The 18,540-nt window shown below is 65.9% G+C and carries 18 protein-coding genes and 1 pseudogene; 6 read left to right on the top strand and 13 right to left on the bottom strand.

What is annotated here, in order from left to right:
• Positions 1 to 195: pseudogene (locus AC1DVR_RS23080) on the bottom strand (IS1595-like element ISTne1 family transposase); the annotation flags it as partial.
• A 61-nt stretch (positions 196 to 256) separates the two neighbouring features.
• Positions 257 to 1,474, bottom strand: a complete 1,218-nt coding sequence (locus AC1DVR_RS23075) for a M24 family metallopeptidase (protein ID WP_478002973.1) — start codon at positions 1,472 to 1,474, stop codon at positions 257 to 259.
• Between the two features lie 399 nt (positions 1,475 to 1,873).
• Here AC1DVR_RS23075 and AC1DVR_RS23070 point away from each other — a divergent pair, with 399 nt between their 5' ends.
• Complete coding sequence (locus AC1DVR_RS23070) at positions 1,874 to 3,646, top strand: calcium-binding protein (protein ID WP_478002972.1); 1,773 nt, start codon at positions 1,874 to 1,876, stop codon at positions 3,644 to 3,646.
• A 136-nt stretch (positions 3,647 to 3,782) separates the two neighbouring features.
• Positions 3,783 to 4,256 (top strand): hypothetical protein, encoded by a 474-nt coding sequence (locus tag AC1DVR_RS23065; RefSeq protein ID WP_478002971.1) that lies wholly within the window; start codon positions 3,783 to 3,785, stop codon positions 4,254 to 4,256.
• A 69-nt stretch (positions 4,257 to 4,325) separates the two neighbouring features.
• Here AC1DVR_RS23065 and yghU read toward each other — a convergent pair whose 3' ends face one another.
• Complete coding sequence (gene yghU / locus AC1DVR_RS23060) at positions 4,326 to 5,168, bottom strand: glutathione-dependent disulfide-bond oxidoreductase (RefSeq protein ID WP_478002970.1); 843 nt, start codon at positions 5,166 to 5,168, stop codon at positions 4,326 to 4,328.
• 124 nt (positions 5,169 to 5,292) lie between these two features.
• Here yghU and AC1DVR_RS23055 point away from each other — a divergent pair, with 124 nt between their 5' ends.
• Positions 5,293 to 5,562: a TFIIB-type zinc ribbon-containing protein gene (locus tag AC1DVR_RS23055; protein ID WP_478002969.1), complete on the top strand. Its 270-nt coding sequence runs from the start codon at positions 5,293 to 5,295 to the stop codon at positions 5,560 to 5,562.
• Between the two features lie 28 nt (positions 5,563 to 5,590).
• Here AC1DVR_RS23055 and AC1DVR_RS23050 read toward each other — a convergent pair whose 3' ends face one another.
• The 6 genes from AC1DVR_RS23050 to AC1DVR_RS23025 form a co-directional block, all read right to left on the bottom strand.
• Complete coding sequence (locus tag AC1DVR_RS23050; protein ID WP_478002968.1) at positions 5,591 to 6,064, bottom strand: hypothetical protein; 474 nt, start codon at positions 6,062 to 6,064, stop codon at positions 5,591 to 5,593.
• Positions 6,065 to 6,068: 4 nt separating this feature from the next.
• Positions 6,069 to 6,767: an SDR family oxidoreductase gene (locus AC1DVR_RS23045; protein ID WP_478002967.1), complete on the bottom strand. Its 699-nt coding sequence runs from the start codon at positions 6,765 to 6,767 to the stop codon at positions 6,069 to 6,071.
• 51 nt (positions 6,768 to 6,818) lie between these two features.
• Positions 6,819 to 8,057: a mandelate racemase/muconate lactonizing enzyme family protein gene (locus tag AC1DVR_RS23040; protein WP_478002966.1), complete on the bottom strand. Its 1,239-nt coding sequence runs from the start codon at positions 8,055 to 8,057 to the stop codon at positions 6,819 to 6,821.
• Between the two features lie 159 nt (positions 8,058 to 8,216).
• Positions 8,217 to 8,999 (bottom strand): alpha/beta fold hydrolase, encoded by a 783-nt coding sequence (locus tag AC1DVR_RS23035; protein ID WP_478002965.1) that lies wholly within the window; start codon positions 8,997 to 8,999, stop codon positions 8,217 to 8,219.
• A gap of 40 nt (positions 9,000 to 9,039) precedes the next feature.
• Entirely contained in the window at positions 9,040 to 10,038 is a 999-nt protein-coding gene (locus AC1DVR_RS23030) for a threonine ammonia-lyase (protein ID WP_478002974.1), read from the bottom strand.
• A gap of 20 nt (positions 10,039 to 10,058) precedes the next feature.
• Positions 10,059 to 10,877: an alpha/beta fold hydrolase gene (locus AC1DVR_RS23025; RefSeq protein WP_478002964.1), complete on the bottom strand. Its 819-nt coding sequence runs from the start codon at positions 10,875 to 10,877 to the stop codon at positions 10,059 to 10,061.
• Between the two features lie 120 nt (positions 10,878 to 10,997).
• Here AC1DVR_RS23025 and AC1DVR_RS23020 point away from each other — a divergent pair, with 120 nt between their 5' ends.
• Positions 10,998 to 12,785 carry an ABC transporter transmembrane domain-containing protein gene (locus AC1DVR_RS23020; protein WP_478002963.1) on the top strand — a complete coding sequence of 596 codons (1,788 nt, stop codon included), beginning with the start codon at positions 10,998 to 11,000 and terminating at the stop codon, positions 12,783 to 12,785.
• Here AC1DVR_RS23020 and AC1DVR_RS23015 read toward each other — a convergent pair.
• Positions 12,757 to 13,263, bottom strand: a complete 507-nt coding sequence (locus AC1DVR_RS23015; protein ID WP_478002962.1) for a hypothetical protein — start codon at positions 13,261 to 13,263, stop codon at positions 12,757 to 12,759. The genes AC1DVR_RS23020 and AC1DVR_RS23015 overlap by 29 nt on opposite strands.
• A 145-nt stretch (positions 13,264 to 13,408) precedes the next feature.
• Here AC1DVR_RS23015 and AC1DVR_RS23010 point away from each other — a divergent pair, with 145 nt between their 5' ends.
• Both AC1DVR_RS23010 and AC1DVR_RS23005 read left to right on the top strand, forming a co-directional pair.
• Entirely contained in the window at positions 13,409 to 15,295 is a 1,887-nt protein-coding gene (locus tag AC1DVR_RS23010) for an acyl-CoA synthetase (protein WP_478002961.1), read from the top strand.
• Positions 15,296 to 15,424: 129 nt separating this feature from the next.
• On the top strand, positions 15,425 to 15,946 hold the full coding sequence (locus AC1DVR_RS23005) for a hypothetical protein (RefSeq protein ID WP_478002960.1): 522 nt from the start codon (positions 15,425 to 15,427) through the stop codon (positions 15,944 to 15,946).
• A gap of 48 nt (positions 15,947 to 15,994) precedes the next feature.
• Here the strand turns inward: AC1DVR_RS23005 and dtd are convergent, their stop codons facing one another.
• From dtd to AC1DVR_RS22990, 3 genes are all read right to left on the bottom strand, one after another.
• The gene (dtd, locus tag AC1DVR_RS23000) at positions 15,995 to 16,438 is read right to left on the bottom strand and encodes a D-aminoacyl-tRNA deacylase (protein WP_478002959.1); all 444 of its coding nucleotides are present in this window, start codon (positions 16,436 to 16,438) and stop codon (positions 15,995 to 15,997) included.
• Positions 16,438 to 17,361: a carbohydrate kinase family protein gene (locus AC1DVR_RS22995; protein ID WP_478002958.1), complete on the bottom strand. Its 924-nt coding sequence runs from the start codon at positions 17,359 to 17,361 to the stop codon at positions 16,438 to 16,440. The genes dtd and AC1DVR_RS22995 overlap by 1 nt, the downstream gene beginning before the upstream one ends.
• Positions 17,362 to 17,470: 109 nt before the next feature.
• Positions 17,471 to 18,433: a phosphoribosylaminoimidazolesuccinocarboxamide synthase gene (locus AC1DVR_RS22990; protein ID WP_478002957.1), complete on the bottom strand. Its 963-nt coding sequence runs from the start codon at positions 18,431 to 18,433 to the stop codon at positions 17,471 to 17,473.
• Between the last annotated feature and the right edge of the window lie 107 nt (positions 18,434 to 18,540).

Raw genomic sequence — 18,540 nt, 5'->3', positions numbered from 1 at the left:
CTTCTGCGCCTCGCACCAATCGGACATGCGCAGGCGCAGAAGGCTCAGAAAACGGTTCACCGTGTTGCGGTTGAGGCCGCTGACCTGCGCGATCTGACTGGCCGTGAGATCGGCCGCGACGAGCCTGATGAAGGCCCGAAATTGGGCTTCAGAAAGTTTCGAACTTTTTGCGTAGCGATTCATAAGCCTTTTCATAGCATTGCGCCAGTTTTCTGGCTCTATGCTAGTCAAGACCCTTCGCAGAAAAATCGTGGGCTCAGCCTACGATGTTGAATTCCGGCCCATAGGGATATTTGGTGATATCCTCGTTGCCGTCTTCGGTGATGATCAGGATGTCATGCTCGCGGTAGCCGCCCGCACCCGGCTGACCCTCGGGAATCGTCAGCATCGGCTCCATCGAGATCACCATGCCCGGCTCCAGCACCGTGTCGATATCCTCGCGCAGCTCCAGCCCGGCCTCGCGGCCATAGTAATGCGACAGCACCCCGAAAGAATGGCCAAAGCCGAAGCTGCGGTATTGCAGGACCTGGTGCTCTTCAAAGAAGGTGTTGAGCTTCTGGGTCACCTCCGAACATTTGGCGCCCGGCACCAGCAGGCTCATCCCATATTCATGCGCCGCCACGTTGATCTCCCAGATCCGGCGCGAGGCGGCATCGACCTCGCCCACGAACATCGTGCGTTCCAGCGCGGTGTAATAGCCCGAGATCATCGGGAAGGTGTTGAGGCTTAGGATGTCGCCGCGCTTCAGCTTGCGGGCGGTCACCGGGTTATGCGCGCCATCCGTGTTGATGCCCGACTGGAACCAGACCCAGGTGTCGCGATATTCGGCATCCGGAAACCGCTTGGCAATCTCCAGTTCCATCGCATCGCGCCCCGCCATCGCGATGTCGATCTCGCGCAGCCCCGCCTTCACCGCCTCGCGGATCGCAAAGCCGCCGACATCGGCCACCGCCGCCCCCTGGCGGATCAGCGCGATCTCGGCCGCGGATTTCATCATCCGCTGCTCCATCGCCCCTTTCGAGATATCGACCCCACGCTTGGGCTTCAGGAACTGGTTCAGCTTCTCGCTCTGCACCAGCGTCAGGTGATCGGCCTCGCAGCCGATGACCCGGCCCTCGCCGGTGACCGAAGCCACCGCACGCCAGTAATTGTCGCGCGCCCAGTCGGTATAGGTGATGTTGTCGCCATGGCTGCGCCGCCACGGCTGGCCCGCGTCGATCCCGGCCGAGATCGTCACCGATTGGGTTGGCGTCACAACGAGGCCATAGGGGCGGCCGAAGGAGCAGTACAGGAAGCCCGAGTAATAGGCGATGGAATGCATCGAGGTGAAGACGCAGGCATCGATGCCCTGGATCTCCATCAGGTCGCGCAGGCCCTCCAGCCGGTCTTCATATTCCTCGGGGGCGAAGGGCAGAATCCGGTCGCCCTGGTGCAGGCGGTATTGTTGCGGGCGGTTGGTCGTGTTGGCTGTCATTTCAGACCTCATGATGGGGTCTGGCGCGCCGGACCCCGAAAGGTCCCGGCGTACAGGACGAAAGCGGGTTTGCCCCGCAAGCTTTGGGGCGCACCCCCGGGACGACGCCATCGTCCCTGCCTGCCGCAATGATGAACCGCAGGCGCGGATTTGGCAAGCCCGCAGCGCTGGTCAAATCCGCGCCGCGCGCCGGCGCCCAACCGGGCGGGTTTGACCAAAATGCACGCCGAGTTTGACACAAGTGAACCCCGCTTTTAAGGCAACTGAGGGCCGAGGTTTAAGCAAATCCACAAGATTTGGTGGGCCGCAGCGCAGCAAATCGCAACCTTTTGGTAGCCAAGACATGGGATCTTCTGGGACGGCGCCCATGCCCGGGCGGAGCTGGTTGCGGAGCCGCGCATGTCCTCTTTCATCATCTCGACCAACACGTCGGCCGGGCAGATCCTCGATTCCGGCGAGTTCGGCTTCATGGCCTCCGACGGGTCGATTCTGGCGCCGGTGGGTTCGGCGGTGATCCTGTCGGACACGGCGACGCTGATTTCCTATGGCGCCATGGCCTCGGCCACGGCGAGCGGGCTGCAGCTGAATGCCGTGGCCAATACCAGCGTGACGATTGCCGCCAGCGGCTCGGTGGTGACCGGCGGGGTCGATCTTGCGGCGGTTTCGGGCACGTTCAAGGGCTTTTTCGCCGTCCACAACGCCGGGATGATCAGCGGCGGCCAGGGCATCAGCCTGATGGCGGCGCAGGACCGGTCGCAGGTCAACATCGCCAATGACGGCTCGCTGCAGGGGCTTGGCGTGTCCTCCGGGGCCGCGATTGCGCTGGCGCTGAACCAGACCTCCACCGCCGTCATCGCCAATACCGGCACACTCAGCACGGCGGGCATGGGCCCCACGGTCCATGTGATGGGCGGCGGCACGCTGACCCTGACCAACACCGGCAACCTGCTCAACGCCTCGGCGCTGCAATCGGCCATTCAGGTGGCGGGCGGCCTGACCCTGCGCAACGCCGGCCTGATCGAGGGCAATGTCACCGCCACGCAATCCTCCAACATCTTCAACTCGGGAAAGATCGAAGGCAACATCACCCTGAATTCCTACAACGATTACGTCCGGATCAGCGGGCTGGTGATGGGCGACATCAACCTGGGCAACGGGGTGAACGCCTTTGTACTGGCTGGCGGTCAGGTGATGGGCAATGTGATCGGCGGCCGCGGCAATGACACCTACCGGGTCGACCGTTCGGATGTGTCGATCATCGACACCACGGGGGGCGTCGACCGGGTGTTTTCAACCGTCGATTTCCGCTTGAGTTCGGGGGTCGAGAATCTTTTCCTCTCAGGCTCGCACGGGCTGATCGGCATCGGTTCGGCCCAGGCCAACCAGATCGTCGGCGACAAGGGCGACGACACCCTACGTGGCAGCGGCGGCGACGATTTCCTCGATGGCGGCGAGGGCGGCAACCGGATCAATGGCGGCTCGGGCGACGACACGCTGCAAAGCGGCGAGGGTGATGACTACCTCTGGGGCGGCTCGGGGGATGACGTGTTCAACGTCAGTGCGGGCAGCGACCGCATCTATGGCGGCTTGGGCAGCAACACCCTGTCCTTCGCGACGCAGACCGATCCGCATGGCGTCGTGGCCAACCTGACCACCCGCAACTTCACTTTCGCCGATGCCGGAACCCTGCGCATCAAGGGCTGCGAAAACCTGACCGGGTCGTCCTTTGCGGACACCCTGTCGGGCGATACGCGTGACAACGTTCTGTCGGGCGGCGGCGGGGCGGACCGGCTTTATGGCGGCCTTGGCAACGATACGCTGATCGGCGGCGCGGGCGGCGATCTGATGGGCAGCGGCACCGGGGTGGACACCTTCGTCTTCAAGGCGGTCAGCGACAGCACCAGCGACACCGGCGCTGACACGATCCAGGGCTTTGATCCGGCGAGCAATGTGATCGATCTGTCGCGGATTGATGCGGCGCAGGGCGGGGGGGATGACGCTTTCGTCTTCCTCGGCACCGATGACTTCACCGGTAGCGGTGCCGAGGTGCGCTATTCCCATGTCGGCAACACCACCCTGGTCGAGGTGCGCCTCGCCGGATCGGTGGTGGATGACATGCAGATCGTCGTCAACGGCGTCTGGGATCTGACGACCGACAACTTCGACCTGTGATTTTCGGACCTTGGTCGGCGTTCCGGCCCGCATTGAGCGCAAAGCCCCCGCCCTTGGTCCGTACCCAGAACCCCTCATTTCGGCGATTCTGATCCCGGGATGAACGACTGGCCTCACCAGAACCGGAGTAAAAACCATGAAACTGCTTTCCACCTTTGCTTTTGTGACCCTGACCGCCCTCAGCCTTGGCGGCGCCGCACAGGCCCAGAACTTTGGCGCCCGGCTGGCCCAGGCCTATACGGCGGCGGGCTACGAGAATGTGACCGTGACCCATGCCCACGGGTCATGGACCGTGACCGGCACCCGGGCCGGTGTCACCGAAAGCTTCGCCATCGACCACAAGTCGGGCAAGGCCAAGCCGACCGACGTCAATGGCAAGGGCCGTCACCACGGCGCCGACGACGGCGCGGGCCATGACGTGGGCGACGACCACGGCGGCCACGGCGCCGACGATGGCGCAGGCCATGACGTGGGCGACGATCACGGTGGCCACGGCGCCGATGATGGTGCCGACCACGATGCTGGCGACGACCACGGCGGTCATGGCGGCGACGACGGCGCGGACCACGACGCGGGCGATGACCACGGCCATTCCGGCTCGGACGACTGAGCCCTTCCGCCCCTCACCCATGACAAAGGGCGGCACCGCGGTGCCGCCCTTTGCTTGGCTTCAAAACCCTCAGACCTTGCCTTCGAAATCGGCGGCGGAGTGGCGCTCGGGCACCTGGCCCGACGGATCGCCCCAGTTCTTGTTGACCATCCGGCCCCGCTTGACCGCCGGACGCGCGGCAATCGCATCGGCCCAGCGTTTGACGTTGGTATAGATTCCGACATCGAGGAACTCGGCCGAATTGGCATAGCTCGACCCCAGCACCATGTTGCCGTACCAGGGGAAAATCGCCATGTCGGCAATCGAGTATTCCCCGCCGACATATTCGTTCTTGGCCAGATGGCGGTCCAGAACGTCAAGCTGGCGCTTGACCTCCATCGCGTAGCGGTTGATCGCATATTCAATCTTTTCCGGGGCATAGGCGAAGAAGTGCCCGAAACCGCCGCCAAGGAAGGGCGCCGAGCCCATCTGCCAGAAGAGCCAGCTCAAGACTTCGGTCCGCGCCGGGCCCGAGGCGGGCAGGAAGGCGCCGAACTTTTCGGCCAGATGCATCAGGATGGCGCCGGATTCAAAGATCCGCACCGGCTCCGCCCCGGAATAATCCATCAACGCCGGGATTTTCGAGTTCGGGTTGACCTCGACAAAGCCCGAGCCGAACTGGTCGCCGGCCGAGATCGAGATCAGCCAGGCGTCATATTCGGCGGCAAAACCGGCCTCCAGCAGTTCCTCGAACATGATGGTGACCTTGACGCCGTTGGGCGTCGCCAGCGAATACAGCTGGAACGGATGCGCCCCGCGCGGCAGCACCTTGTCATGCGTGGCGCCCGCGATCGGACGGTTGATAGAGGCGAACTGGCCGCCATTGGCCTGATCCCAGGTCCAGACTTTCGGGGGAACGTAAGGGGTGGTCATCGCCTGATCCTTCGGCATGGAATTGCCGACAAAACCTATGCACTGCCCCGGGCTGCGGCAATGGGTCTTGTCCAAAACTCCGCCGGCCCCATCTCGGTTGGGCAATCACAAAGAGGAGAGAGCGATGCAATGCCCGATTGACGGTGAAAATCTGGTGATGAGCGAGCGCAGCGGAGTCGAGATCGACTATTGCCCGAAGTGCCGCGGCGTCTGGCTGGACCGGGGCGAGCTGGACAAGATCCTCGAGCGCGCCGGCGGCGAGGCCGCGCGGGTGGTACCTGCCGCCCCGCGACGGTCCGATGACGACGACCGCCGCTATTCCAGCGACGACGACCACCGCTATGGTAAGCGCAAGAAGCGCGAGGGTTTCCTGGGCGAATTGTTCGACTTCTGAACGGCCGCGGCAGCAGCGTCGAGGCCGTTCAGCGGCCCCGACCAAACAGGTGCCAGTCCTGATCGCGGCCCGGGAAAGCCACGTTTTCCCAGGGAAAACAGGCAACCAGACGGCGGAAGACTGGGCCAATCTCCGCCTCGATGCCCAGATCGCGGCCCCAGTAATAGGCGCAAACCTCATAGCCCGCCCAGTCCGAGGGGTTGAGGTAGCAACAGCCCAGGCACCGGCTTTCGTCGTCATTCATCACCGTATAGGCGAAGGAATGGCGCAGGTAGAACTCGCGCTGGTGCCAGGCGAGGTCGATCAGGTTACCCTCCAGCGTCAGCCCGTCGGGCCAGGTGGTGCCCGGGTCCATCAAGCCGCGCAGATGCGGCGTGGACATCACCGCTTCAAAATCCTTCACCACGTCATGGATGGTCAGCATGCGCAGGTGAAACCCCGGCCCGTCCCAGCGGGCAGGGGGCGTGAAATCGGCAGGAACGATGGGGCGCTTGTAGGACATCGCCTCAGACCGACCGCGTGATGCCGCCATCGACCCGCAGGTTCTGGCCGGTGATATAACCCGCCCCGTCCGAGGCAAGGAAGGCCACGGTCGCTGCAATCTCTTCCGCCGTGCCATAGCGCCCCATCGGCACCGACTTGGCGCGGGCTTCGGTGGCGGGCAGGCTGTCGATCCAGCCGGGCAGGATGTTGTTCATCCGCACGTTTTTCGGCGCGTAGTCATCGGCGAAGATCTTGGTATAGCTCGCCAATCCGGCGCGGAAGACCGCTGAAGTCGGGAACATCGCCGAAGGTTCAAACGCCCAGGCGGTGGAGATGTTGATGATCGCCCCGCCGCCCTGCGCCACCATGATCGGGGCCACCAGCCGCGTCGTGCGCAGGACCGGCATCAGGTAGACCTCCATCCCCTTGTGCCAATCCTCGTCCGAAATCTCCAGCAAGGGCGCCCGCGGCCCGTGGCCGGCAGAGTTCACCAGCAAGTCGATCCGGCCGAAGCGCGCCATGGCGGCATCGACCACGCGTTTGACATCCTCGCCCGACTGGTTCGACCCGGTGACCCCCACGCCGCCCAATTCCAGCGCCAAAGCCTCGCCCTTGCCCGAGGAGGACAGGATCGCCACGCCATAGCCGTCAGCGGCGAGCTTGCGCGCCGCCGCCGCCCCCATGCCGGACCCGCCCGCGGTGATGAGTGCCACTTTCTGCATTTGCTTCTCCTGTTTTGGCCAAGGTGCCCGCTTGTCCGGGCCGCCGCAAGGTCACTTTGAAGGCGCCGGCGCCCCGCCTTCGAAACGGTTGCCATGGCGGTAATCGCAAGCCGCCTCCTGCATCTGCAGATGCAGACCCGTGCCGGTGAAGGGATGGGCGCGGGCCAGATCCTCGTCAAACTCGATGCCAAGACCGGGCGCTTCCGGCGGGATGATATAGCCATCCTCCCATGTCAGCGTGTGCTTGATCAGCGCAAGGTGGAAGGCGCCACCGGTCTGGATGGTTTCCGCCATCAGGATATTGGGGATCGAGGCCGCGAGATGGATATTGGCCGCCCATTCCACCGGCCCGGCATAGAGATGCGGCGCGATCTGGGCGTTGAAGATCTCGGCAATCGCCGAAAGCTTCTTGGCCTCCAGAATGCCGCCCAGACGCCCCAGCGCCGGTTGCAGGATCTTGACGCCGCCGGCGCGCAAGAGGGTGCCGAACTCGGCCTTGGTGGTCAGCCGTTCGCCGGTGGCGAGCGGGATGCGGACATGGCGCGCCACTTCGGCAAATTCCAAGAGGTTATCCGGCGGGATCGGCTCCTCGTACCACAGGGGGTCATAGGGTTCCAAGGCGCGGCCCATCCGGATCGCGCCGGGGGTGGAGAACTGGCCATGGGTGCCGAACAGAAGGTCGGCCTTGTCGCCGACAGCCTCGCGGATCTTCTTGCAGAACGCGACCGATCGCGTGATGTCGGACCCCGCAGGCTCGTGCCCGCCGCGGATCGTGTAGGGGCCGGCGGGGTCGAACTTGACCGCCGTGAAGCCCTGCTTCACCGCCCGCGCCGCCGCCTGCGCGGTCATGTCGGGATTGACCCAGAACTCGGCCGCATCCTCGCCCGGCTCGGGGTAAAGATAGGTATAGCTGCGCACCCTTTCGTTCATCTTGCCGCCGAGCAGCGCCCAGACCGGACGATTGCGGGCCTTGCCGAGGATGTCCCAGCAGGCGATCTCCAGCCCCGAAAAGGCGCCCATCACCGTGGGGTCAGGCCTTTGCGTGAAGCCCGAGGAATAGGCCCGGCGGTACATCAGTTCGAGGTTTTCCGGGTTCTCGCCCAGCATGTGGCGCGCGAAGACATCCTCGATCACCGCGATCATCGCCTTGGGGCCGACGGTGGAGGCATAGCATTCGCCGTAGCCGACGATGCCATTGTCCGTGGTGAGCTTGGTGAAGATCCAATAGCGGCCCCCCCAACCCGGCGCTGGCGGGGCCACGACGAAGATTTCCAGATCCTTGAGCTTCATGCGCGATCCTCCGATTTTGGCGCCAGATTAGGGCAGGGCGCGGCGAATTTCTGGCGGTGCGCGACATTTGATGTCGCAAAAGGGGCGCTGCCCCTCGGCCTGCGGCCTCCCCCCGGAGTATTTGGGCAAAGCGCAAATGGGGGGGGTGCGGGGGGGAGTTCAGAAGTGGCCGATGCTGATGAGGAAGTCTTTCAGAAGGGCGGCGTATTCGGCGGGTTTTTCGACCATCGGGAAATGGCCGACACCGCGCATCAGTTCGAAGCGGTGGCCGGGGATCAGCTCGGCGGTTTCGCGGACGAGGTCGGGCGGGGTGGTGCCGTCATTAGCGCCGGCGATGGCCAGGGCGGGCAGGCGCAGGCTGGCGGTGGTGGTGTAGAAATCGGTGCCGCCGATCGCCGCGGCGCAGCCGGCCCAGCCTTCGGGGTCGGTCGCGGTCAGGACGCGTTCCAGATAGGCGCGGTGCGGGCTGTCCTGCCAGCGCGGCCCAAGCTGGCGCTGCAGGGCAGAGGGGGCATAGGCCGCCAGCCCCTCGTCCCGGATCTGCGCGCTGCGGGCGGCCCAGATCTCGGGCGTTGCAATCCGGGCGGCGGTGTTGGACAGGACCAGCCCGCGCACCAGATCGAGCCGCTTGACCGCCAGCCCCTGCGCCACCATGCCGCCGAGCGAGACGCCGATGAAGACCGCGTCCTTCATCCCGAAGTAATCCATCAGCCGTTCGGCATCGCGCACCAGCGTTCCCATCGCATAGGGCGCCGGCGGCACATCCGACATTCCATGGCCGCGCTGGTCATAGGTCAGGGTGCGGTATTCGGGCAGGTGTTGCAGCACGCCATCCCAGATCGACATGTTGGTCCCCAGGGCATGGGAGAAGACCAGAGGCGGCGCCGAAGCGGGGCCTTCGACGCGGGTCTGCAGGCGGATATCGGGCAGAAAGACCAACATGTTGCAAAACTTCATGGCTCGGGGGTGAACCCTGGGGTTCCTACGGCCAGAATGTCGGATATTCCCACTTGGTGGCAAGCAGTTCCAGCGCCCGGGTGAAGGTTTCCACCTCCACATTGCCGCCCGAGGCCGTGCAGATCACCGTTTCGGGCAGATCGGGACGGAAGAGGGCGGCGGCCAGCGCCACGGCACCCCCCGGTTCGATCACGATGCGCAGATGGGTGAAGGCCAGGGCCATCGCCCGCAAGGCCTCGTCATCGCTGACGGCGAGGCCGGGGCCGCAGAGCCGTTGCAGGATCGGGAAGGTGATCTTGCCCGGCTCGGGTGTGACGATCGCATCGCAGATCGAGCCGCTGGCCGTGGCGTTGCGCTCCACCCGGCCCGAGGCGAGCGAGCGGGCGGTGTCGTCGAAGCCCTCCGGCTCGGCGGGGCGGGCGCGCAAGCCGGGGGCGCGCGCCTCCAGCGCCAGGGCGATCCCGGCGGTCAGGCCGCCGCCGCCGCAGCAGGTGATCACATCGGCCTGGGTGATCCCGGCTTCGGCGGCTTGCGCTGCGATCTCCAGCCCGACGCTGGCCTGACCGGCGATGACCAGGGGTTCGTCATAGGGGCGGATCAGCGTCAGCCCGCGCGCCTGCGACAGGGCCTGGCCGATCGCCTCGCGGTCCTCGGTCTCGCGGTCGTAAAGCACCACTTCGGCGCCGTAGGCCCGCGTGTTGGCGATCTTCACCTGCGGGGCATCCGCCGGCATGATGATCACGGCGGGCGCCCCCAGAAGCGAGGCCGCATAGGCCACGCCCTGCGCATGGTTGCCCGAGGAGAAGGCGATCACGCCCTTGCGGCGCGCCTCCTCGCTCAGCGCGGTCAGGGCCGACCAGGCGCCGCGGAACTTGAAACTGCCGGTCCATTGCAGGCACTCGGCCTTCACAAAGATCCGCCGCCCGGCCAGACGGTCGAGCAGCGGCGCGTTCAGAAGCGGCGTCCGGCGGGCATGGCCGGCGAGCCGCGCCTCGGCCGCTTCGATCATGGCCATATCCGGCATCGCAATATCGGGGACAGAGCTCATCCTACAGCCTCCTGAAACTGCGCGATGGCCTCAAGCGCCTCGGGTTCATCGAGAAAGGGCACATGGGCGCGGTCGGGCACCGTGGCCGCGATCAGCCCAGGGTGGCGCAGCCCCATCTCGGCCAGGGTCTGCGCGCTCAGAAGGTCCGAGTTTTCGCCCCTTATCGCCGCCATCGGCATCCCCGCGCAAAGGTCGAACAGCTGCCAGGCATCGCCCGAAGGTGCGGCCAAAGACGCAAGGAAGCTTTCGCGCAAGGCCGGGTCATAGGTGATCTGCAAGCCGGAAATCCCCATTTTCGTATGGATATGGGCCTCTTCCAGCCAGCGCGACGCCGGCACATCGACAAAACCCGGAGAGTTCTGTTCCAGCACGGCGGCATAGGCCTCGTGGCTGCGGGCCGAGGGGCTGCGCCCGACATAGGCCGAAATCCGCTCCAGCCCGGCGCGTTCGATCACCGGGCCGATGTCGTTGAAACACAGGCCCAGAAGCCGGTCGCGCGCCAGGTGCGCCAGCACCAGCCCGATCAGCCCCCCGCGTGAGGTGCCAAGCACGGCGAAGCGGTCCACCCCCAGATGGTCCATCAGGGCCAGCGCATCCTGCGCCTCTTGCACCACGTTGTAACTGCCCGCCCCGGTCCAGGAGCTGAGCCCCCGTCCGCGGTAATCCATCCGGATCACCCGCCCGCCCAGATGCGGCAGGACATAGCCGAAATCGCGCATGTTGCGGGTCAGGCCGGGCAGGCACAAAAGAGCGGTGCCTTCGCCCTGATCGGCATAGGCAAGGCGGGTTCCGTCGGGGAGGATGAAATACTGCATGGGCCAAATTAATCAGGAAAGCCGCGCGGGCGGAAGGGGGGCAAGGCGGCATCGGTGACGCGGCGCTTGCCTGTCGGCGGTCCCCGGCTTACAGGATTGCGCGATCACGAGGAGCATTCCATGGCGCAGCTTGACATGCAGGACCGCGCAAAATCGCGCAAGGTCGGGGCTTTGGCGGGGCTGGCGCCTTTTCTTGCGCCCTATCGGGGCATGGCCCTGGTGGCGGGGCTGGCGCTGATCGTCACGGCCTCGGTCAGCCTGATCCTGCCCTTGGCGGTGCGCCGGGTGATCGACGGCTTCGGGATGGAACGGGCCGCGATGCTGGACCAGTATTTCGGCGCGGCCCTCGCGGTGGCGGCGGTCTTGGCGCTGGGCACCGGGGTGCGCTATTACTTCGTCACAAGGCTGGGCGAGCGGGTCGTGGCCGACATCCGCCGCGCCCTGTTCGACCGCGTGATGGCGATGAGCCCGGCCTATTTCGAAGGCATCATGACGGGCGAGGTCCTGTCGCGCATCACCACCGACACCACGCTGATCCAGTCGGTGATCGGCTCCTCGGTCTCGGTCGCCCTGCGCAACGTGTTGATGTTGTTGGGCGGCATGGTGCTTTTGATGCTGACCTCGACCAAGCTTACGCTCATGGTCCTCTTGATCGTGCCCGCCGTGGTGGTGCCGATCGTGGTGCTGGGCCGGCGTCTGCGGGCGTCGAGCCGGGAAAATCAGGACTGGATCGCGCAATCCTCCGGCAAGGCGTCGGAGGCCCTGTCGGCGGTGCAGATCGTCCAGGCCTTCACCCATGTCGGCGCCACCCGCGCCGAGTTTGCCCATGTCACCGAGAAAAGTTATGGCGCGGCGCTGAACCGGATCGGCTTGCGCGCGGTGATGACCTTTCTGGTCATGTTCCTCGTCTTTGCCGGGGTGGTCGGCGTCCTCTGGATCGGCGCGCATGATGTCCGCTCGGGGGCGATGACGCCCGGTGAATTGGTGCAGTTCGTCATCCTCGCCGTCATGGTGGCGGGGGCCGTGGGTGCCCTGTCCGAGATCTGGGGCGAATTGCAGCGCGCCGCCGGCGCCACCGAACGTCTGGTCGAGATGTTGCAGGCCGAAGACCCGGTGCAGGACCCCGCCCATCCCAAAACCCTGCCGCAGCCGGTGCATGGCGCGCTGGCCTTCGAGGATGTCAGCTTCACCTATCCGACGCGCCCCGACATGCCCGCGCTGAAGGGTTTCACCCTGACCATCGCCCCGGGCGAGACGGTGGCGCTGGTCGGCCCCTCCGGCGCGGGCAAATCCACCGTCTTCCAGCTGCTTCTGCGCTTCTTTGACCCGGTCTCGGGCCGGATCACGCTGGAAGGCGTCGATCTGCGCGATCTGGCGCGCGACACGTTCCGCCGCGAAATCGCCCTCGTGCCGCAGGATTCGGTGATCTTCGCGGCCTCGGCCCGCGACAATATCCGCTTTGGCCGCCCCGATGCCACCGATGCCGAGGTGGAAGAGGCCGCGAAAGCCGCCGCCGCTCATGATTTCATCATGGCCCTGCCGCGCGGCTTTGACACCTTCTTGGGTGAGCGCGGCGTGATGCTGTCGGGCGGGCAAAAGCAACGCATCGCCATCGCCCGCGCCATCCTGCGCGATGCGCCGATCCTGCTGCTCGACGAGGCGACCTCGGCGCTGGATGCCGAAAGCGAGCGTCTGGTGCAGCAGGCAGTGGATCGTCTGGCCGAGGGCCGCACGGTTCTGGTCGTGGCGCACCGTCTGGCCACCGTCAAACGCGCCAGCCGGATTGTCGTCCTGGACAAGGGCCGCATCGTCGCCATGGGCACCCATGACGAATTGGTGGCGCAGAACGGGCTTTACGCCCGCCTGGCCCGGCTGCAATTCACCGACGGCTCCTCAACCGCGCCCTGAGGTCGGCCACAAAGCCGCGCAGCTGGCGGGGCAGGGGCCCGACCTCATAGGCGGCAAGGCTCGCCTCGGTCTGGCGCGCCTCGACATCCACTTCGGCCAGAAGGGTCTGGCGCCGGGCCTCCTCCTCTGCCGTCAGGGGCAGCTTGGCGGCGCTGAGCAGAAGCGCGTGATCTTCGTGCAGGCGGCGCATGGCGCGGAAAGCGGCCTCCATGGGCAGCGCAAGTTCGGGCTGATTGCGCCAGCTTTTGCCGGAGAACACCTCCTGCGTCACCCGCTGCCCGGCGCCGAGGCAGTCATAGCGCACGCAGCCGGAAAAGCCCTGATCCGCCAGATTGGCATGGATGGCGCAGGCATGGCCCGCAAGGTGCCGGCAGGGCAGGCCGCCCGGCTTGTCGAAGCCAAAGTCGGGACCCGCGTCAAAGGGCAGCATCACGCAGCACAGCGCCACACAGTCTTCGCATCTCGGGGTCAGATCCACAGCATCTCTCCGGCCGCATCCCCGGGGAATATCGCGGAAAATTCTCCGCCCGCAACCCGCACCTGCATCCGGTCCTTGGCAAACCGGCACTTTGGCCCCATCTTGGCGTCAAGCCCTGACACAAGGGCGTGACAAGGGGGGAACCATGGCCGCATTCCGCACGCGCGAGGATATCGCCGCGATCGAGGCCGAGATGCCCTGGGAGGCCCGCGACGTGGGCCGCACCATGCATGACTTCCTGTCGCGCACCGCCCGCGCCCACGGCGACCGCGCTGCCATCAGCTTTCAGCTGACCTCGGGCCCGCAGGACAAGGCGCGGACCCTGACCTGGGGGCAGATGCTGGATCAGGTCACGCAGGCCGCCAACCTGTTCCGCACGCTTGGCGTCGGGCGCGGCGATGTGGTGGCCTTCATCCTGCCCAATGCGCTGGAAACCGCGGTGACCCTGCTGGCCGGCGCCGTGGCGGGGATCGTCTGCCCGATCAACCCCCTGCTCGACCCGGCCCAGATCGCGGGCATCCTGCGCGAGACCAAGGCCAAGGTGCTGGTCACGCTGAAGAGCTTTCCCCGCAGCGACCTCGCCCAGAAGGTAGGTCTGGCGCTGGAGGAGGCGCCGGGCGTCCAGACCGTGCTGGAGGTTGATCTTGCCTCCTATCTGCCCTTCCCCAAATCGCTGATCGTGAAGCTGATCCGCCCGAAGAACCCGCGGCGCCACAAGGCGCGGGTGATGGACTTTGCCCAGGGCCTCGCGCGTCAGCCCAAGTCCCTCGCCTTCGCCGACCCGCCCGATGACCGGATCGCCGCCTATTTCCACACCGGCGGCACCACCGGCATGCCCAAGGTGGCGCAGCACCGCGTCTCGGGGATGATCTACAACGGCTGGCTCGGTCATAAGCTTCTGTTCCGCGAGGCGGATGTGGTCATGTGCCCGCTGCCCCTGTTCCATGTGCTGGCGGCCTATCCGGTCCTGATGTCGATGGTGGCCTCGGGCGCGCATGTGGTGTTTCCCACGCCGCAGGGCTACCGGGGTGAGGGGGTCTTCGACAACCTCTGGAAACTTGTGGAACGCTATGGCGCGACCTATCTGATCGCGGTGCCCACCGCGCTGTCGGCGCTGATGCAGCGTCCGGTCAATGCGCGCATCGGCACCCTGCGCGGCACCTTCTCCGGCTCGGCCCCGCTGCCGGTGGAACTGTTCAACCGCTACGAAAGAGCGACCGGCGTGCAGGTGCTGGAGGGCTACGGCCTCACCGAATGCACCTGCCTCGTCGCGGTCAACCCGCCCGAGGGGGTCAAGAAGATCGGCGCGGTCGGGCTGCCGTTTCCCTATACGCAAGTGCGCATCCTGACCCACGACGCCAATGGCCCGCGGCCCTGCGGCGTGGACGAGGTGGGCGAGATCTGCGTCGACAGCCCCGGCGTCATCCCCGGCAGCACCTATGTCGAAGCCGCCCGCAACGACGGGCTTTTCGCCCATGACCGCTATCTGCGCACCGGCGATCTGGGCCGGATCGACGCCGAGGGCTATCTCTTCATCACCGGGCGCGCCAAGGACCTGATCATCCGCGGCGGCCACAACATCGACCCGGCCCTGATCGAAGAGGCGATGATGGCCCATCCGGCGGTGGCCTTCGCCGGGGCGATCGGCCAGCCCGATGCCCATGCCGGCGAGATCCCTTGCGTCTATGTCGAACTGGTCAAGGGCGCCCTGGTCAGCGCCGAGGATCTGGCCGCGCATTGCGAGGCCCGCATCACCGAACGCGCCGCCATCCCGAAATATGTCGAGATCCTGCCCGCCCTGCCCAAGACCGCCGTGGGCAAGGTGCTGAAGCCCGAGCTGCGCAAACTGGCCATCACCCGGGTCTTCGATGCGACCCTGGCCGAGGCCGGGCTTTCCGCCCGCGTGGCCGAGGTGGTCGAGGACCGCAAGCGCGGCCTTCTGGCCCGGCTCGGCGGCCGCCTGCCCGCCGAGGAGAGCGCCGTCACCAAGGTTATGGGAGATTTCTCAATCCCTTGGGAGTGGTCGGCCTGAGGTTTTGCCCGCAGGCTGCAGCCGGGAAATTCTTATACGATTGTACAGCCCGCCCCGCCGTTTTCAGTTGCGGGAATCGCGCGGCTCGCTCAAATCTGTGTCAAATCACATTGGGTGGAGGTATTTGTGATGAAGTTTGGGCTGGGTTTTCTGGTGGCTTTGGGGATCGGTGCAGGGGCCTTGCCGGCGATGGCGGACCGCACGGATGTGCTCTATTCCTACAAAAGCTGGCAGGTCGAAGGCGTGACCTTTGACGATGACACCTATGCCTGCCTGGCCGAAGTCTCCGACCCCGGTGAAAGCTTCTCGATCTGGATTTTCCCCGACCAGGCGATCCGCCTACAGTTCTATTCCGAGGATTGGGATTTCGGTGACGAGGGCACCGCCAATCTGGAGGTCGAGATCGACCGCCGCTCGCCCTGGTCGCTGACCGACGCCAACCTGACCGGAAGTTCGGTGCTGTTCGACCTGCCGGAGGGCAAGAAAAGCGTGAATTTCGTGCTGGAGGTCGCCAAGGGGTCGATGCTGCACCTGCGCTCGGAAGACGGGACGCCGGTCAAGGATTACTCGCTGGCAGGCTCGGCCTCGTCGATCAGCAAGCTGTTGGACTGCGGCACCGCGATCAGCGGCACGTCGAACCCCTTCAACTAGTCTCGATACCGGGTCCCGATTTTTCTGCGAAAAATCAACACGGCGGCCTTACAGGCTCGCCGTGTCCATCCAGATCGTGACCGGACCGTCGTTGTTCAGCGCGACATCCATATCGGCGCCGAAGATGCCCTTTTCGACCGGAATACCCTCGACTGCGATGCGGGTGGCGAAGTAATCGTAGAGCATCTGACCCTCGGCCGGGGCTGCGGCATAGGAAAACCCGGGCCGGTTGCCGCGCAGGTCTGCGGCGAGGGTGAACTGGCTGACCACCAGCGCCGCCCCGCCGATGTCACGCACCGACAGGTTCATCTTGCCGGCCTCGTCCTTGAAGATGCGCAGCTTGGCGATCTTGGCGGCGAGCTTGTCGGCCTCGGCCTGGGTATCGCCCTGCATCGCGCAGACCAGGATCAGGAGGCCCGGGCCGATCTGGCCCACCACCGCGCCCTCCACCGTGACCGAAGCCCGGCTGACCCGTTGCAGCAGCGCCCGCATCAGAGCTCGTGACGCCAGGGCGGGTTGGCCCCGGCCCGCGAGACGGTGATGCCGGCCGAGCGCGTGCCGAGGCTGAGTGCGGCATCCAGTTCGGCATCGGTCAGGGCGGCAAGCCGCGCCTTGCTCAGCGCGCCCGCCTCGTGCAGGGCGCAGAGGGCGCCGGCGTTGAAGGTGTCGCCCGCGCCGACCGTATCGGCGACGGTGACCTTTTGCGCCGCGACAAACCGGTCCTGGGTCGCGGTGACTGCCCGGGCCCCGGCGGCGCCTTCGGTGATGAAGACCACCTTCGGCCCCTTGGCGATGATCCCGCGCGCCAACGCGGTCAGATCGCCGGCGCCGGCCAGCCAGTGCAGGTCCTCATCCGACAGTTTGACGATATCGGCGCGGGCGATCATCCGTTCGATCCGGGCGCGGTAGGGCGCTTCCTTGCCGGCGATGAAGCCGGGGCGGATGTTGGGGTCGATCATGGTGACGCGGGAGGGTGCCTCGCGCGCCTGCAGCGCCTCGTAGGTCGAGGCCGCCGGGTCATTGACCAGAGAGATTCCCCCGAAGAACAGCGTGTCCACCTCGGCCGGAAGGGTCGGCAGCTGGTCCTGCGACAGCATGACGCCCGCCGTGCCCTCGTCATAGAAGGCATAGGTCGCCTGGCCGTTCACCAGCTTGACGAAGGCCACCGTCGTGGGTCGGCCCGAGCGGGCGCAGAACCGGGTGTCAACCTTGGAGGCCGCCAGCGTATCGGCCAGGATCTCGCCCAGCATGTCGGTCGAGATGCCCGAGAAGAAGGCGGAAGGCGCGCCAAGCCGCCCCAGAGCGATGGCCGTGTTGAAGACCGCCCCGCCGGCATAGGGCGCAAAGCAGGCCTCGCCGCCCGTGCTGATGCGCGGCAGCATGTCGATCAGGGCTTCGCCACAGCTGAGAATCATTTCACCCTCCCGAGGTTTTCAGGGACCATAGCGGAAATCGCCCCGTTAGCGCAAACACTCCGCCCGCCACGGGCCGAGGTCCGTCCGGTAGGATGGGCAATTTGCCCATCTAACCGAAATAGGGTGTCAGCGCCGTGCGGATGCGGTCAAGCGGCGTTGCCCCCGACAGATCGGGCACGAAGCTCTGGCCGGTGATCGCCTCATAGGCCTGGATATAGACCTGGGAGGTCGCCTCGATCATCTCGGCCGGGATCTCGGGGATCTCGTCCTTGTAAGGGTCGCAGCGCGCGGCGACCCAGGAGCGGATCACGTCCTTGTCAAAGCTCGGCGGCCGCCCGCCGGCCTCGAACGCCGCCTGATAGCCTGAGGCGATCCAGTAGCGCGAGGAATCCGGGGTGTGGATCTCATCCGCGATCAGGATGCGGCCCGTGCTGTCGGTGCCGAATTCGTACTTGGTATCCACGAGGATCAACCCGCGCTCCGCCGCCATCTTCTGCCCGCGGGCGAAAAGCGCTAGGGCCGCTGCGGAAACCTCATCCCATTGCGCCGGGGTCAGCAGGCCCTGGGCGATGATTTCGGCCTCGGTCAGGGGCTCGTCATGGCCGCCGTCGAAGGCCTTGGAGGTCGGCGTGATGATCGGCGCCGGCAGAACCTCATTGTCGCGCAGCCCATCGGGCAGGCTGTGGCCATACATCTCGCGCTGCCCGGCCTTGTAGCGGGTCAGGATCGAGGTCGAGGTGGTCCCGGCGAGATAGCCGCGCACCACGACCTCGACCGGCAGGATCGTCAGGCGTTCCCCGATCACCACGTTCGGATCGGGATATTCCACTACATGGTTCGGCATGATGTCGGCCGTGCGCTCGAACCAGAATTTCGCGATCTGGGTCAGGACCTGGCCCTTGTAGGGGATGGCCGCGAGGATCCGGTCGAAGGCCGAGATCCGGTCCGAGGCAATCAGGATCCGCCGCCCCCCCGGATGCGCCGCATCGGCGGGCAGGTCGTAGCAATCGCGGACCTTGCCAAAATAGGGATTGGGCAATTCGGGAATGCGGGCATGGGGCAGAACGCGCATGGGGCCTCCGGAAGGGATGGCCTCCCACATGCCCGGGCAGGGGGGGAGAGTCAACCGGGGGGCGCTCGGCGGACCCGGCTGGGGGGGCTGCCGCCCCCCCCAGACAC

The organism is Rhodobacter sp. P2_H5, from assembly GCF_056403335.1.
The sequence above is the reverse complement of the archived record's forward strand: the minus strand, read 5'-3'. Positions and strand labels throughout refer to the sequence as shown.

What these genes read in the sequence shown, in the direction of transcription:
- AC1DVR_RS22990 (WP_478002957.1), bottom strand. Translation starts at nt 18,433, where the DNA reads ATGCGCGTTCTGCCCCATGCCCGCATTCCCGAATTGCCCAATCCCTAT.
- AC1DVR_RS23030 (WP_478002974.1), bottom strand. Translation starts at nt 10,038, where the DNA reads ATGCCGGATATGGCCATGATCGAAGCGGCCGAGGCGCGGCTCGCCGGC.
- AC1DVR_RS23035 (WP_478002965.1), bottom strand. Translation starts at nt 8,999, where the DNA reads ATGTTGGTCTTTCTGCCCGATATCCGCCTGCAGACCCGCGTCGAAGGC.
- AC1DVR_RS23050 (WP_478002968.1), bottom strand. Translation starts at nt 6,064, where the DNA reads ATGTCCTACAAGCGCCCCATCGTTCCTGCCGATTTCACGCCCCCTGCC.
- AC1DVR_RS23025 (WP_478002964.1), bottom strand. Translation starts at nt 10,877, where the DNA reads ATGCAGTATTTCATCCTCCCCGACGGAACCCGCCTTGCCTATGCCGAT.
- AC1DVR_RS23070 (WP_478002972.1), top strand. Translation starts at nt 1,874, where the DNA reads ATGTCCTCTTTCATCATCTCGACCAACACGTCGGCCGGGCAGATCCTC.
- AC1DVR_RS23055 (WP_478002969.1), top strand. Translation starts at nt 5,293, where the DNA reads ATGCAATGCCCGATTGACGGTGAAAATCTGGTGATGAGCGAGCGCAGC.
- AC1DVR_RS23020 (WP_478002963.1), top strand. Translation starts at nt 10,998, where the DNA reads ATGGCGCAGCTTGACATGCAGGACCGCGCAAAATCGCGCAAGGTCGGG.
- AC1DVR_RS23065 (WP_478002971.1), top strand. Translation starts at nt 3,783, where the DNA reads ATGAAACTGCTTTCCACCTTTGCTTTTGTGACCCTGACCGCCCTCAGC.
- AC1DVR_RS23075 (WP_478002973.1), bottom strand. Translation starts at nt 1,474, where the DNA reads ATGACAGCCAACACGACCAACCGCCCGCAACAATACCGCCTGCACCAG.
- dtd (WP_478002959.1), bottom strand. Translation starts at nt 16,438, where the DNA reads ATGCGGGCGCTGCTGCAACGGGTCAGCCGGGCTTCGGTCACGGTGGAG.
- AC1DVR_RS23045 (WP_478002967.1), bottom strand. Translation starts at nt 6,767, where the DNA reads ATGCAGAAAGTGGCACTCATCACCGCGGGCGGGTCCGGCATGGGGGCG.
- AC1DVR_RS23005 (WP_478002960.1), top strand. Translation starts at nt 15,425, where the DNA reads ATGAAGTTTGGGCTGGGTTTTCTGGTGGCTTTGGGGATCGGTGCAGGG.
- AC1DVR_RS23040 (WP_478002966.1), bottom strand. Translation starts at nt 8,057, where the DNA reads ATGAAGCTCAAGGATCTGGAAATCTTCGTCGTGGCCCCGCCAGCGCCG.
- yghU (WP_478002970.1), bottom strand. Translation starts at nt 5,168, where the DNA reads ATGACCACCCCTTACGTTCCCCCGAAAGTCTGGACCTGGGATCAGGCC.
- AC1DVR_RS23010 (WP_478002961.1), top strand. Translation starts at nt 13,409, where the DNA reads ATGGCCGCATTCCGCACGCGCGAGGATATCGCCGCGATCGAGGCCGAG.
- AC1DVR_RS22995 (WP_478002958.1), bottom strand. Translation starts at nt 17,361, where the DNA reads ATGATTCTCAGCTGTGGCGAAGCCCTGATCGACATGCTGCCGCGCATC.